Here is a 14027-nt window from a genome sequence, read left to right on the forward strand (position 1 = left end):
GTCACGGCGGCACAGCAACAATCCGCCTGACGCCTCCGCTCCAACGTCCATCTGGGTACCGTGCTGGTGACGAACTCTGTACGGACACCCGGCGATCAGCTCGGCGGTCCGGCGGTTGGGGAGGTGTCCTGATGCTGGAGGAAGCCGAGGAGATCGGCCGGCGCGTTCGCAGGGCGAGGCTGCGGCTCGGGATGCCGCAGGCCGACCTGGCGACGGCCCTGGGCAAGTCGCAGGGCTGGGTGTCGAAGATGGAGCGGGGCCTGATCGAGCTGGACCGGGTCGGCCTGCTCAACCAGATCGCCGCCGAGCTGCACGTCCACCCGAACGACCTGATCGGACGCCCGTACAGCAACTCCCCGGACGACAACCAGTGGCAGGTCGCCGCCTCCTCGATCCTGCGCGAACTGCGCCGCTACGACCTGTCCCCGATCTTCGACGGGACGCCGAGGCCGGCACCGCAGCTGTGGCGGGAGGTGACCCGCCTGCACCGGCTCCGGGACACCGCCTCCAACGTGGCGATCCTCCGCGTCCTGCCCGACCTGTTCCGCGAGGCCCGGGCTCTGGCCGAGGTGTCGGAGGGGCACGAGCGGGAGGAGGCGTATGCGATCTACGCGGTGTGCTGCAAGTTCGCGCACACCGCCGCCCACTCCCTCGGCCACCCCGAGCTGGTGGCCATGGCCTGCGAGCGGGCCGCGTGGTCGGCGCGGCTGTCCGGTGACCCGGTGCTGCCGGCGGTCGCGGACTGGATGCGGGTCTGGGACATGTGGGCCACGGCCGACTGGTCGGACGCGCTGACGCTCTCGGACAAGGCGATCGGGTCGGTGCAGCAGGCGTACGAGCGCGGCGAGCCGCTGGCCGTACGGGCCTGGGGCACCCTCCAGCTCCGGGCCGCGGTCTCGGCCGCCCGCGCCGGCCGTGCCTCGGAGGCGGAGGACCGGATCGGGTACGCCAAGGACGCCGCCGAGCGGATGGACGCGTACTCCGGGGCACCGGTGTACGACCGGCACTCGCTGACGTTCTCCGCGGGGAACGTGCAGATCCACGCGATCAGCGTCGCGCTGGAAATGGGTGAGCAGGGCAAGGCCCTGGAGATCAACCGCCGCACCAGCCCCGAGCTGGTCGGTGCCCTGCCCAACTCCCGTCAGGGTCACCACCACATGGACATCGCGCGGGCCTGGCTGTGGGACGGCAACCGGGACAAGGCCCTCGGCGAGCTGGAGACCGCCGAACGCATCGCCCCCCAGCTCGTACGCAACCACCCCATCGCCCGGTCGACCCTCCGCAGCATCGTCTACGCCGAACGGGCAGCTACGCGAGAGAAGTTGCGGCGCATGTCCGACCGCTTCCACCTGGACGGATAGGGGTCGTATTCCTCCGGCTCATATTCGGGGTCGTGACCGTCCCTAACTTCGGGGCATGACCGGACGACGCTCTACCCATCTCCCCTCCCAGGGATCCGAGTTAGGAACAGCGGCTCCCTTCTTCCCTCAGCTCGGCGACCTCGCCGCCGACACCGCCCGCGAAGGCCGGGTCGGCGTCGTGGTCACCCTCCCCGGCGAGGACTCCGCCACCACCTACCACCTGCGCCCGCCCGGCGGCGGCCCCGCCTGGTCCGCGCCGGCGGACGGCACGACGCTGCGCCCGGTGCCGGCGCAGGTCACCCACGTCACGCTGCTGCCCGGCCGCGACGCGGTCTACGACCCGCGCGCCCGCCAGGGCTCGGTGCCCGTGCAGTTCCACTTCGAGGACGGTTCGACCCGCGAGGGAGCCTTCGTCCTCACCTCGGCCGAGCTGGAACGGCTGTACGCGCAGACCAGCCGCCTCCTCGACGCGCACGAGAACGCACTCGGCGAGACCTCGTGAACAGGGCCCGTCACCGTGTTCCCTGCACCACGCCCCGCGTGCGAGCGGACCGCAGCGGCCGGATCGCCCTGACGTTCCTCGCCTTCGCCGGCATGGCCGGGCCGACCTGGACGCTGCGTACCCATGCCGACCAGCTCCTCGATGCCACGGTGCACCGAGCGGCCGTGGCCGCACCGGACATCGTCTCGGCGCCTCTCACCACCGACCGCTGAACAGCGAAGAAGCACGGTGACCAGCGTCGGCGGTCATACCGCCCCTCGGAGCCACACCACCCCGACCACCTGCGACCAGGAGGTTTTGATGGACCTTGCCCCCACCCGTACGAGAGGCGTCGACGCCGTCACCGTCCGCCCCGGCCGCCCGCTCGCCGGGACGGTCCGGGTGGACGGCTCGAAGAACGCGGCGCTGCCGTTGCTGGCCGCCGCCGCGTCCTTGGGCCGCAATGTCCGCCTGTCCGGTGTCCCGGCCAGCGCCGACGTCCAGAGGATGCTCGGCCTGCTGGAACAGGCCGGCTATCGCGTCGCCCGTCCGGTCGCCGAGCCGGGTGCCGTGATCGTGGTTCCCAAGGAGCACCCCGCCGAGGCGCCCGACCTGTCCGACGCCGCCCGGATCCGGGCCTCCTACTACCTGGTGGCGCCGCTGCTTGCCGCCTACGGTCAGGCGGCCCTTCCCTGGCCGGGTGGCTGCCAGATCGGTGACCGCGGGATGGAGCTGCACTTCACCGTCTACGAGGCGTTCGGCGACACGGTCCTGCTCGATGACACCGGATACCGCGTCCTGGCCGCCGACCAGACCCGCGACAGGGTCGCCCTGGCGCTGCCGTTCCGCTCGCGGGGAGCGAGCATCGCCGCGATCTGCCGGGCCGTCGTGGCCGGCAGCCGCCTGGAACTGGGCAACCCCAACCTGTCCCCTGAGACCACCGGTGTGCTCTCCGCCTTACAGTCCGCCGGGTGGACGGCCCATGCCGACAGCGACAAGATCACACTGGCACCGCCGTCGGGCGTCCCGGCCGGGACCGTCGCCTGGACTGTTCCCGGCGACAAGATCGAGGCGGGCACGCTGGCCTGCGCGATCGCCGCCACCGCCGGCGAAGGCCGCGTCGAAGGCGTCGCCGGATCCGACCTCGCGGCGTTGGCCAGCCTGCTGGATCGGTCCGGGGTCCCTGTCTCCCTCGCCCCCGACGCGATCACCGTCCACCGGGCCCGCACCGCGAGCGGGCGGCCGCTGCGGGCGGTCGCCTCCCTGACCCCGGGCGGCTTGGACGCCGACTTCGAGCCCGCGCTGCTGGCCCTGGCCCTCACCCTGCCCGGCACCCACCTGCTCGCCGACGACATCAACCCCGGCCGCCACGGCAACCTCCTCCCCCAGCTCGCGAGACTCGGGGCCGTGATCGAGGAACTCTCGCCCACTCACTGCCGCCTGGCCGGCCCCCAGCGCCTGAACGGCACCACGGTGAAGGCCACGGACATCCGCACTGGCTCCGCTCTCCTGATCGCCGGCCTCGGCGCCCGGGGCGTCACCACCGTCAGCGGCCTCGACCAGCTTCGCCGCGGCCACACCGACCTGCCCGCCAAGCTCCGTGTCCTCGGCGCCGATCTGACCGATGTGCCGCGATGAGCAGGACGTACGGCCAGATCGTGGCCACCACCGACCTGCACTCCGCCCTCGACCAGGGCCACAGGATCCTGCCGCACCTGCACGCCCTCAAGGAGACCTCCCTCATCGTCGACTGCGGTGACTTCTTCGAGGGCACCGGCTACTACCGGCTGGGCAAGGGAGCCATCGAGCGGGAGATCCTCATGACGCTGTACGACGTGTTGGCCCCGGGCAACCACGGCTGGCTGCACTACTTCGAGCCCGGTCTGCGCGAGATGACGGTCTGCGCCAATGCCGCCGACGCCACCACCGGACGGCCGCTGTTCGACCGTCTCCGTGTCGTCGAGGTGCACGGCCGTCAGGTCGCCGTCACCGCGGTCATCGGTGTGAGCGCCTTCCACACCATCCCCGCCGCCCAGCGGGCCGGACACCACGTCACCGACCCCGTCACCGCGCTGCGCGAGCTGATGCTGGAGCACCACCACCACGTGGACTCGTGGATCGTGCTGTCCCACTCCGGCTTCGACGAGGACCTCAAGCTCGCCGGTGCCTGCCCGTTCGTGGACGTCATCTTCGCCGGCCACTGTCACAGCGACGCCTACGGACCCGTGCACGTCGGCGACACCCTCGTGGTCAAGGGCCGTGAGCTGGGCGCCGGATACGCCGCCGCCGAACCGGTCGGCTCCGGGTGGGCCGCCCGTACCGCCGTCTTCCCCACCCCTGCGACGGTCCCGGACGAGCTCGCCGTCCTGGACGAGCAGATCGCCTCAACCTGCCAGATGCTCGCCACTCCCCTCGGCACCGTCAACGAGCCCTACCGCGACGCCGTCCTCGACCGCCACCGGCTCCTCCAGGACATCGCCGCCCGGCTGCACACCGGCCTCGGTGCCGGCGCCGTCATCCTCAACGACACCGCCCTACGGCCCGCCCACCTCGGCGACGTCCTGACGCTCGGAGACCTGCTGGCCATCGAGCCGTTCGACAACCAGCTCGTCCACGCCTTCCTCCCCGACAGGTACGCGGAGGATCCGAACGGTCTGCTCATGCACCTGACCGAGCAGACCGGCCCTCTGGCCGTCGTTCCCTGGCCGCTGCCCCAGGGCATCCGGTCGGTCCTGACGACCGACTATCTCGCCGACACCCACCTCGGCGGACGCACCCACCAGGCCGGCCTGCGCCTCGGCGAGGTCGTCCGCCGCACCCTCGCCACTACGCTGCCCGACCAGGAGGAAGGCGCACGATGATCCTCACCGGCCCCGAGATCACCGCCGCCGCCCAGGACGGACGTCTGACGATCAGCCCGTTCGAACCCGGGCAGGTCAACCCCAACAGCTACAACGTCCGCCTCGGCCCCAGCCTGCTGACCTACACGACCGCGGTCATCGACGCCCACCGGGCGAACCCGACCACCACGGTCCAGATCGGCGAGGACGGGTACGTGCTCCAGCCCGGCGAGCTCTACCTCGGCCACACCCTCGAACGGGTCGGCTCCGACACCTTCGTCCCGCTTCTGTTCGGCCGCTCCTCCGTCGGCCGCCTCGGCCTGTTCGTCGAGATCACCGCCCCCATCGGAGACATCGGCTTCCACGGCCAGTGGACCCTGATGCTCTCTCCGATCCGCCCTCTGCGCGTGTATGCGGGCATGAAGATCGGGCAGATCATGTTCTTCGTCTCCACTGGCGACATCGACCTGTACGCGGGCAAGTACCAGGCCGCCGACGGCCCCCAGCCCTCCTGCTACTGGCGGGATGTCTCCCGTGTCGGGGCGGTCGCCTCGTGATCCTCACCGGCCCCGCGATCACCGCCGCCGTCCGGGCCGGCGAGATCACCATCGACCCGTACGACCCCTCCCGCGTCTCCCCGAACGCGTACGACTGGCGCCTCGGCGACACACTCCGAATCTGCGCCGGCGACCTCGACGCCGCCGTCCCCACCGCCTACACCGAGCAGACGATCCCCAGCACCGGCCTGGTCCTCCAGCCCGGACTGCTCTACCTCGGCGTCACCCACGAGCGGACCGGATCGGAGACGTACGCGCAGATGCTCAATGGCGACCGCACGATCGGAGCCCTCGGCATCTGGGTCCACGTCTCCGCCCCGCTCGGCCACCAGGGCCACGCGATCCGCTGGACTCTGGAGATCCGGGCCGCCCGGCCCGTCCGCGTCTACCCGGGCATGACGTTCGGCAAGCTGGTCTTCCTGGCCGCCCAGGGCACACCGGCCAGCTACCAGCAGCAGCTCGCGAAGTACGCCTCCACTGACGGCATCGACATCTCCCGCCTCTACGAGGAGATCGCCGGAGGCAGCCGATGAGCACCCTCGCCGGTCCCGCTCCGGGGCCGATGGCCGCCACTTTCCTGGACCTGCCCGCCGGCAGTCCCGGCGGCAGCGCCGAACTCTTCCTCGACCTCTACACCGGCGAGAGGCCCCTCATCCCCGCGAGGGCCTTCATGCTCGCCCCGGCCGGCCCCCGCCCCCGGACGCCTGCCGGCCTCGACCTGCTCAGCGCGGGCGGCAAGTGCTTGGAAGGACCCGCCTTCGGCCGCTACGTCGCCACCCTGCGTAGGGCTCTGACGGCCGCGATCAACCCCTCCGAGATCGGCATCCTGCACCTGCACCACCTCGCCTTCGGCGCCACCCCCGCCCTGATGAGGGCCCTACCCACGCACCCCCGCATCGCCCTGGTCCACGGCACTGACCTGCTCTTCGCCGAAGCCTACCGAGACCAACTCCAGGTGCTGCGGGCGACCGCCCGGGCTGCCGACGCCATCGTCGTCCCCACCGGGGCCATGGCCGACCACCTCTTCAAGCTCGCGCCGCAGACCGACCGCCGCAAGATCGTCCACATCCCCTGGGGCATCCCCGACCAACTCCTCAGCCACCCGCCCGCCCGCAGCACTCATCCATCGAGGAGCCACCTGCGGCTGCTGTACGCCGGCCGGCTGACGGCGGAGAAGGGCGTCGAGGCCCTGATCCGGAGCGTGGCCCCGCTCCAGGGCGTCGAGCTGTCGGTTGCCGCCCCCAGCGCCCAGTTCCGCGCGCTGGCCCCACGACTGCAACGGCTCGGGCTGAGGGCCCGCTACCTCGGCTGGCTCCGCCGTCCCCAGCTGTGGAAGACATTCGCCGAGCACGACGTGCTCGTCATGCCCTCCACGACCCTGGAGGCCATGGGGCTGGTCTGCCTGGAAGCCCAAGCCTGCGGCCTCCCCGTCCTCTACCAGCCCGTCCCCGGCCTCAGCGAAGCCCTCGCCCGCTCCGGGCTGACCACCGACTTCACCCACCCCTCCGCGCTCACCCGGGATCTGGACCGCCTGCGAACCGAACCCGGCCTCCTCCCCGCCCTCAGACAGGCCGGATACGCCAACGCTGCCCGGTATCCCCTCTCGAAGACCGCCCGCGAACTGGCCGAGCTCGGCCGACAACTCACCTGAGAACGGCCCACGCCAACTGGCACGCCGCTGCCCAGCTCGACCGGCCCACGTCATTACGCTGGCCGCTGGGATGCCCACACGAAGAGGGAGACCATGCCGTACCGCACCGACCGCATCGAGAACCTGCTGAGCGAAGGCGTCCGCGACAAGGTCTACCCGGGCGCGGTGTGGGCCGTCGGCGACTCCGGCGGAGCCCGGGCGACGGGCGCGACCGGGGTCCTGGACCCTGACGAACCGGACGTGAGGATGCGGCCGGACACCGTCTTCGACGCCGCCAGCCTCACCAAGATCCTCGCGGTCTGGGCCTCCATCGGCGCCCTGTGGGAGGACGGCGTCCTCGATCTCGACGCCCCGCTGGGCACCTTCTGGGACGAGGTCACCGGCCACCCCCTCGGCGCCGTGACCGCCCGGCAGCTCCTGACCCACACCGCCGGTCTCCCCCTCCGGGCCCAGCTGAAGAACCTCTACGGCACCGATCCCGCGGGCATCCGCCGCGGGGTCCTGCGAGAAGCCCTCAACCGGCCGCCCGGCGAAGCAGTCGAGTACACCGACCGGGCCGCCCTCATCCTCGGCTACCTCGCCGAGCACCTCTCCGGCCAACCCCTCGACCAGCTCTGCGAGACGCGGACCTGGCGCCCCCTGGGCATGAACACCACCCGCTTCGGCCCGCTGCCCACCGGCCTCACCGCCCGATGCGCCCCCACCGAGCTCGACCAGGACAGCGGCACCCACCTCAAGGGAACCGCCCACGACTTCTCCGCCCGACTCCTCGGCGGCGTGTGCGGCATCGCCGGCGCCTTCACCGTCCTCGATGACCTGGCCGTCTTCCTCCGCTACATGCTCGACCACACCACGGCCCCCACCCAGGCCGGTTTCGGTGCCGAATGGAGCGCTCACTCCCTCACCGTGCAGACCGGCGGCCTCCAGCCCGAGCGCGGCCTGTTCTGGCACCCGGCGCCCGGCACCGCCGACGAGCAGGACGTCTGGGTCCACTACGGCTTCACCGGCACCGGCATGTGGATCTCCCCCACCCAGGGCCGATGGGCGGTACTCCTGACGAACAAGCTCTACTACACCCGCGACCGCCAGCCGTTGACGGACATCCGCAAAGCTTTCCGCGGGCTGGCGTTCGCCTGACGCACCTGGCCCCTTTCGTCACTCACTGATCAGCGGACCTCACTATCTGCCCAGCAGCGGTCCACTTGTCAGTGGGCTCGTCCACAATCAACTCATGTGGGACAACTCTCCGTTCCCCATGCCGGACGGTGCCGAAATCACCGACCGCCAGGGAGACCAGTACAAGGTGAACGTCAGCATCCCGCTCGACGCGGACGGGTTCTTCGGACGCCAGTGCCCTGATTGCTCGATGCTCTTCCGCGTCCACGGTGACGACTACGCGGCTCTGCCCGACGAACTCCGGCTCTGGTGCGTGTACTGCGGCCACAACGCGGACCACCGGGACTTCTGGACCGACCAGCAACGCGAGCGAGCCATGGAAGCGGCCAGAGCTCTGGGCACGCAGATCATGCAGCAGGGGCTCGCGAGAATGGCGCGCAAGGCGCGGAGCTCCTCACGTCGTGGCCATGTCTCGGTGTCGTTCCGCAGCCGCCCCCGCTACCCCCGCCCCCTTCCCGAGATCGACGAAGAGCGGCTCGCCCGTACGCGGACATGCGCGGGATGCGAGATTCGCTACGGCGTCTTCGGCGAGCACCGCTACTGCCCCTCGTGCGGTCGGCTGCCTGCGGCCACCGTCGCCTTCGACGCCCTGCAGGCGGAGACGGCCCGGCTCGACGCACTGTCCTCCTTGCCCGACGAGATCCGGGCCGCGCTACGCGAGCAGGGGGTGTTCACCCGCAGTTGGGTCGACACGATCGAGAACGTCGTGGGTGTCGTGGAGGCGCTCGGCTCGTCGGTATTCCACGAGCATGTCACGGACTCGGAAGAGCGGCTGCGTGGCAAGGGGAGCATCTTTCAACGGCTCGACGACATGGCGGACCTCTTCGTTTCGGCCGGCTTCCCTGACGTACGCGGTTCGGTGGGGTCACCCGCCTGGCAGCGGCTGGTCCGGACCTGGGCGGCGCGCCATGTCTTCACCCACAACGACGGTGTCGTCGACGAGAAGTACCTGCGTCGGGTCCCCACTTCTCGCACCTCCGTCGGTCAACGGCTCGTCATCTCGGACGCCGACTGCAGGGAGGCGATCGACGACACCACCGCTCTGTGCCGAGCGCTGGTGGACATCAGGCGCCTGTGACTGGTTCTGACCGGTAACGCGATCACCTTCCCAGTCTGCGGACCGGCTGGGGGACCAGTGTCGGCGCCGCGCCGTAAACTGTGGACAAGGCGCGGGGCCGACAAATAACGAGGTGCCATGCGTCACTCCCGCGTCATCGCTGCGAGCTTCATCGCCCGCGTGCTTCCCGACCCGTACGAAGCCGTACTCGGCGGGCCGGATCCGGAAGCCACCCACCGCCTGCTCGCCACCGTCCACGCGGATTTCGTCTGCCCGTCAAATGGCCACTCGATCTCGTGGCAGGACTGCTATGACGGCGCGATGATCCTCCCCCTGCCGCACAAGGCCGACCTACTCCTGGATGGGAGGGGCAATCCGAAGCCCCTCCCCGTCCACGTGACGGGCGAAGCCGCCGCCCGAGCTCGAGAGGCTCAAACCATCGCCGCGCGCATCCGCCGAGAGGCTCGGCATATGCCCTTGGGCAACCAGGGATGAACCGGCTGGCTGCACCCCTCCTTTGGGGTGCGGCCGACTCTCACCCGACGCGCGGTGGAACGCGTAGCAGGACCGGTTCGTCCTGTCCCTCCCAGACGATACGAAGGACAGAGGGAACGGCTTCCTGCATGGACCCGACCATCATGAAGGAGTACACGTCCCCCGCTGCCACGGAGAGACTGGGCGGCCATTCGTCCCGCGCACCAGGCGCGTCAAGGCATCGAATGTTTTCGGCGGGGGCGGTGCCGTAGTTGATCAGCTCCCAGACGGCCTTGTTACGGTGCTCGATGCGGAACTGCGCACGTGGCCGGTTGTCCTCTTCCTCCTGCCTGCGCCGCTCGGCTGCCTCGCGCCGCTGGTCGGCAAGAGTTTCTTCGGCAGCTGTCGCTGACCGCTCCGCCGCGTCGCTCGAGCGACGCGTCTCGACCACCGACTGCTCGGCAGCGACAGCCGAACCTTCGGCAGCGTCAGCCGCACGCTTGCTGTGCTTCACCGACCTCAGACTGACGACGAAGGCCGCCAGCCCCAGACCCGCTCCCAACCATCCCGGGGCATCTCCCATGTCCATGCCGTGAACGTACGCCGCCGGTCTGACACCGATGCGTCTCACGAGCGCAGGGATGCCCGTCGGCCTCCCGGATCAGCGAAGCAGGGCGGAAATTGCGACGGGGGCGGCTTCGCGAGCGGGGCGACCGTATCGGTCGCCGTCTGACACTCTGCGGGCCGCCGTGCCACAACGTGCCAGTAGGGGCGGTAAACAGCGGGCAACAAGGGTTGCCGGAAGGAGGGCGACGGACGCCCCTCAACGGGCGTTGCCGCAGGTCAGAAGCTATATATGAGCCCGAGTGCCGGGTGATTCCCAAGCTTATAGCGCGGGTTCGATTCCCGTCATCCGCTCCATAGCAAAGCCCCAGGTCAGAGGCCTGGGGCTTGTTTGTTGTCCAGGCCGTCCGCCTCCTGGTCGGCCGTCGACGCGATCTGACCCTTGATCACTGGGCGTGCGCCGCTGCCGGCCGGTAATTTCGTGCGGCCGAGGACATCGCTGGAACCACCTGGTCGGTGGCCTCGGAGGGCGCGCATCAGGGGGCGGAACAAGCATGAAGGATCTTGTCGTGGGCAACGGCGAGCGCGAGACGGCGGTCCGGCTGGAGAAGCACCGGGGAGAACTGACCGGGTACTGCTACCGGATGCTGAGCTCGTACGCCGAGGCCGAGGACGCCGTGCAGGAGACGATGGTCCGGGCCTGGCGGAACCTCGAGGGGTTCGAGGGGCGTTCGTCGCTGCGGTCGTGGTTCTACCGCATCGCCACCAATGTGTGCCTGGACGCACTGGCCGCCGGCAGGCGGCGGGCTCTGCCGATGGACCTCTCGGAGCCGTCGCCCGGCGCTTCGGCCCCGGGAGCCCCGGAGGACGCCACCATGTGGATCGGGCCCTGTCCCGGAGGGGACCCCGAGGCGGCGGTGGCAGCGGGCGAGTCGGTGCGGCTGGCGTTCGTCGCCGCGCTCCAGCGTCTCCCGCCCAGGCAGCGGGCCACGCTGATCCTCCGGGACGTGCTGGCCTTCTCGGCCCGCGAAGTCGCCGAGCTGCACGGCTCGACCGTCGCCTCGGTCAACAGTGCCCTGCAGCGGGCCCGTGCCACATTGGCCGCGCACCGCGGACCCGCCGACAGCCCCGGTAACCGGCCGTCCGACGCCGTCCGTCGCGTGCTGGCCGAGCGGTACGCCACGGCCTTCTCCCGCTACGACATGGAGGAGCTGAGCATGCTGCTCCACGTCGACGCCACGCTGTGTCTCCCCCCGTACGCGAAGTGGATGCGCGGGGTCCCCGACATTCAGGCGTGGCTGACCGGGCCCGCCGTCGGCTGTCGCGGCTCCCGCCTGGTCCCGACCACGGCGAACGGCACCCCAGCGTTCGGCCAGTACCGGCCCAGCCTCGACGGCACGGGCTACGAACCCTGGGCGCTCCAGGTCATCGAGTTCTCCGGCAACCGCATCACCGGCATCCACGCCTTCCGCGACACCGAGCACCTGTTTCCGCTCTTCGGCCTGCCCGCACACATAGGCCCGGACTCCTCTCCTGACACCATCGCCACCGATGGCCGCCACCTCCCGGACGACCCAAACCATGCCTGAAGGACCCACATGCCTTGGTCAGAGCACATCGTCGTCCGTGACGGCGTCCGTATTTCCTGCCGTGACTGGGGAGGTTCGGGGCCGTCCGTCGTCCTGTTGCACGGGCTGGCCGGCCACGCGGGCGAATGGGACGCCATCGCCCGGGACCTGAGCCTCCGCCACCGGGTCGTCGCCGTCGACCAGCGGGGCCATGGTGCCAGCGAGCGCCGTCCGCGGGACGTGTCCCGGGCCGCGTACGTCGCGGATACCGTCGCCGTACTCGAACAGCTCGGCCTCCAGCAAAGCGTCCTGGTGGGCCAGTCGCTGGGCGGCCACACCGCCATGCTCGCCGCCGCCGCGTACCCCGGCCTCTTCCGTGCGCTCGTCCTGGTGGAGGCCGGGCCGGGCGGGCCGAACCGTGACGTACAGGCGGAGATCGGGGGGTGGCTCGATTCCTGGCCCAGGCCGTTCCCGTCACAGGGGGCTGCCGTCGAGTTCCTCGGCGGCGGTCCGGTCGGCGAGGGCTGGGCGGCCGGCCTGGTGGAGCACGACGGCGGCTGGTGGCCGCGCTTCGACCGGGACGTGATGGTCGAGTCGCTGGCGGAGATTGCCCAGCGGTCCTTCTGGGACGAGTGGTCGAGGGTAACCTGCCCGACCCTGGCCGTCCTCGGCCAGTCCGGCATCATCCCGTCGGGGGAGATTGACGAGATGCTCCGGCGGCGGCCGGAGACGGTGGCTTTGAGCGTCCCCGGGACGGGACACGACGTTCATCTGGAGCGACCGGACGTCCTGCGGCATGTGCTCCGTGGGTTCCTTGGAAACGTCACATGATCTGCCAACCGCCGGACGGCGTGATCACGTTCCCGGTCACCGGCCGCTGTTCTCGGCGAGTGTGTGCGCGACAAGGGCGTTGGCGTGACCGTGTCCCAGGCCGTGCTCGGACTTGAGCCAGGAGAGGAGCTCCATGTGCTTGGTCAGCGGGGAGGAACGGATGAGGTCCTTCCACTCGTGGATCGGGCGGCCGTACTTCTTCTCGATGGAAGGAAAGTAGCTGGCGGGACCCTTTACTGCGTCGGTCATGAGATGTCCCCGGTTTCCTGTCGAAATGATCTTGGTGGTGTCGATGATGCCTGCCCGGTGCGGCAGGCGGCTAGCAATTCGCCCGGGCGGTGGCCAGGCGGGCTGTCACCGCGGTGAGCCCCAGCAGGCCGAGGCCCGCACCGGCGGTGAAGGCCAGGACGGAGGTGGCGGAGGCCATGAAGCCGGCGAGAACGACCACGGGGACGAGGCGCGAGGCGCGAGCCCAGCGGCGGTGGCCCCGGGCGGCGAGCGGGCGTGCCAGGACGACGAACGCGGCACACAGGGCGAGGTAACCGGCCATCCCGGCCACCATGTGCACGGCGCCGTGGCCGCTCATAGCCGTCGCGTCCGGAGAGCCTTCGGGGAATCCCGCCCCCGCGTCGGCCGGGAAGAGCGCGGCGGCCCAGAACGAGGCGCCGAAGGCACCGACCAGGACCGGGCCCCAGGTTCCTCCCGCGCCGCCGCGCAGCACCCGGCGCAGACCGGCCGCACCCGCGATCAGCAGCGTTCCGGTGAGCAGGAAGGTCACCGTCTGGATCCAGCCCGCCTCCCCAAGGGAGAGCTGGCTGATCGCGTTACGGGTGAAGTCGAACCCGTTCCGCGCGAAGCCCTGAGCGACGCCGGCCAGGAGGAACAGCGGGCCCGCCACCACGCCACCGACCAGAGCCCTCCGCGCCACAAGGCCAGACGCGGGCGCGACAGGGACGGCGTGCTGGGGAGCGCTGAGCATGTGGGTCATGGACGGGCCTTCCTCGCGTCGGTGTTGTCGCCCTTGTGACCGACGGCCGTACGCGAAGTCATCGCTCCCCGCCAAGTGCGCTGCGTCACAGGCCACTCGGTCCCGTCCTCCGGCTTGTCGAGAAGGCCGTGCCACAACGTGCCAGTAGAGGCGGTGAACAGCGGCCAACAGGGGGCGATCAGGGTCGGCCGAAACTACCTGTTCGACACTCGTTTCAGCAGGTCAAAGGCATGTGTAGGCTCAAGTACCGGGTGATTCCCAAGCTTGTGGCGCGGGTTCGACTCCCGTCATCCGCTCGTGAACGAAGCCCCAGGTCAGGGACCTGGGGCTTCGGCGTTGTCCAGACTTCTTGGGAGGTGCCGTGCCCTCCGCGTGCCCAATCTCGCACGAACACCCTGCCGAAGGGCACGCACGATCTCATGCCACGCCGACACGTAGGCCGGACTCATGGCGCAAAATGATCACCTTCAGTGATCTTC

The 14027-nt window shown here is 70.3% G+C and carries 16 protein-coding genes; 13 read left to right on the forward strand and 3 right to left on the reverse strand.

Annotation, left to right across the window (positions count from 1 at the left end):
• Nucleotides 1-131: 131 nt before the first annotated feature.
• The 11 genes from OO47_RS06065 (at nucleotide 132) to OO47_RS06115 (ending at nucleotide 9618) form a co-directional block, all read left to right on the forward strand.
• A complete protein-coding gene (locus OO47_RS06065) occupies nucleotides 132-1361 on the forward strand; it encodes a helix-turn-helix domain-containing protein (RefSeq protein ID WP_030206243.1) in 1230 nt (409 codons plus the stop codon).
• 55 nt (nucleotides 1362-1416) lie between these two features.
• Nucleotides 1417-1863 (forward strand): hypothetical protein, encoded by a 447-nt coding sequence (locus OO47_RS37645; RefSeq protein WP_234323092.1) that lies wholly within the window; start codon nucleotides 1417-1419, stop codon nucleotides 1861-1863.
• Between the two features lie 38 nt (nucleotides 1864-1901).
• Entirely contained in the window at nucleotides 1902-2075 is a 174-nt protein-coding gene (locus OO47_RS36770; protein ID WP_158708633.1) for a hypothetical protein, read from the forward strand.
• An 88-nt stretch (nucleotides 2076-2163) separates the two neighbouring features.
• The gene (locus OO47_RS06080; RefSeq protein WP_030206254.1) at nucleotides 2164-3480 is read left to right on the forward strand and encodes a UDP-N-acetylglucosamine 1-carboxyvinyltransferase; all 1317 of its coding nucleotides are present in this window, start codon (nucleotides 2164-2166) and stop codon (nucleotides 3478-3480) included.
• Nucleotides 3477-4703, forward strand: coding sequence for a metallophosphoesterase (locus tag OO47_RS06085; protein WP_030206256.1), 1227 nt, complete (start codon nucleotides 3477-3479; stop codon nucleotides 4701-4703). Before OO47_RS06080 ends, OO47_RS06085 begins: the two co-directional genes overlap by 4 nt.
• The gene (dcd, locus tag OO47_RS06090) at nucleotides 4700-5239 is read left to right on the forward strand and encodes a dCTP deaminase (RefSeq protein WP_030206257.1); all 540 of its coding nucleotides are present in this window, start codon (nucleotides 4700-4702) and stop codon (nucleotides 5237-5239) included. The genes OO47_RS06085 and dcd overlap by 4 nt, the downstream gene beginning before the upstream one ends.
• Nucleotides 5236-5772 carry a dCTP deaminase gene (locus OO47_RS06095; RefSeq protein WP_030206262.1) on the forward strand — a complete coding sequence of 179 codons (537 nt, stop codon included), beginning with the start codon at nucleotides 5236-5238 and terminating at the stop codon, nucleotides 5770-5772. The genes dcd and OO47_RS06095 overlap by 4 nt, the downstream gene beginning before the upstream one ends.
• A complete protein-coding gene (locus OO47_RS06100; protein ID WP_033208198.1) occupies nucleotides 5769-6890 on the forward strand; it encodes a glycosyltransferase family 4 protein in 1122 nt (373 codons plus the stop codon). Before OO47_RS06095 ends, OO47_RS06100 begins: the two co-directional genes overlap by 4 nt.
• A gap of 93 nt (nucleotides 6891-6983) precedes the next feature.
• Nucleotides 6984-8027 carry a serine hydrolase domain-containing protein gene (locus tag OO47_RS06105; RefSeq protein WP_030206270.1) on the forward strand — a complete coding sequence of 348 codons (1044 nt, stop codon included), beginning with the start codon at nucleotides 6984-6986 and terminating at the stop codon, nucleotides 8025-8027.
• A 94-nt stretch (nucleotides 8028-8121) separates the two neighbouring features.
• Complete coding sequence (locus tag OO47_RS06110) at nucleotides 8122-9144, forward strand: hypothetical protein (RefSeq protein ID WP_158708634.1); 1023 nt, start codon at nucleotides 8122-8124, stop codon at nucleotides 9142-9144.
• Between the two features lie 117 nt (nucleotides 9145-9261).
• The gene (locus OO47_RS06115) at nucleotides 9262-9618 is read left to right on the forward strand and encodes a hypothetical protein (RefSeq protein ID WP_030206276.1); all 357 of its coding nucleotides are present in this window, start codon (nucleotides 9262-9264) and stop codon (nucleotides 9616-9618) included.
• Between the two features lie 40 nt (nucleotides 9619-9658).
• On the opposite strand, the gene OO47_RS06120 is transcribed toward OO47_RS06115, so the two are convergent.
• The gene (locus OO47_RS06120; RefSeq protein ID WP_234323093.1) at nucleotides 9659-10186 is read right to left on the reverse strand and encodes a hypothetical protein; all 528 of its coding nucleotides are present in this window, start codon (nucleotides 10184-10186) and stop codon (nucleotides 9659-9661) included.
• Between the two features lie 529 nt (nucleotides 10187-10715).
• Here OO47_RS06120 and OO47_RS06125 point away from each other — a divergent pair.
• Both OO47_RS06125 and OO47_RS06130 read left to right on the forward strand, forming a co-directional pair.
• Nucleotides 10716-11750 (forward strand): sigma-70 family RNA polymerase sigma factor, encoded by a 1035-nt coding sequence (locus tag OO47_RS06125; RefSeq protein ID WP_051715228.1) that lies wholly within the window; start codon nucleotides 10716-10718, stop codon nucleotides 11748-11750.
• A gap of 9 nt (nucleotides 11751-11759) precedes the next feature.
• Nucleotides 11760-12560 (forward strand): alpha/beta fold hydrolase, encoded by an 801-nt coding sequence (locus OO47_RS06130; RefSeq protein ID WP_030206293.1) that lies wholly within the window; start codon nucleotides 11760-11762, stop codon nucleotides 12558-12560.
• A gap of 36 nt (nucleotides 12561-12596) precedes the next feature.
• Here OO47_RS06130 and OO47_RS06135 read toward each other — a convergent pair whose 3' ends face one another.
• Both OO47_RS06135 and OO47_RS06140 read right to left on the reverse strand, forming a co-directional pair.
• Complete coding sequence (locus OO47_RS06135) at nucleotides 12597-12809, reverse strand: DUF4287 domain-containing protein (protein WP_030206296.1); 213 nt, start codon at nucleotides 12807-12809, stop codon at nucleotides 12597-12599.
• 70 nt (nucleotides 12810-12879) lie between these two features.
• The gene (locus OO47_RS06140; protein WP_030206298.1) at nucleotides 12880-13548 is read right to left on the reverse strand and encodes a DUF998 domain-containing protein; all 669 of its coding nucleotides are present in this window, start codon (nucleotides 13546-13548) and stop codon (nucleotides 12880-12882) included.
• Between the last annotated feature and the right edge of the window lie 479 nt (nucleotides 13549-14027).

Source organism: Streptomyces bikiniensis, from assembly GCF_000716625.1.
Lineage (GTDB): Bacteria > Actinomycetota > Actinomycetes > Streptomycetales > Streptomycetaceae > Streptomyces > Streptomyces bikiniensis.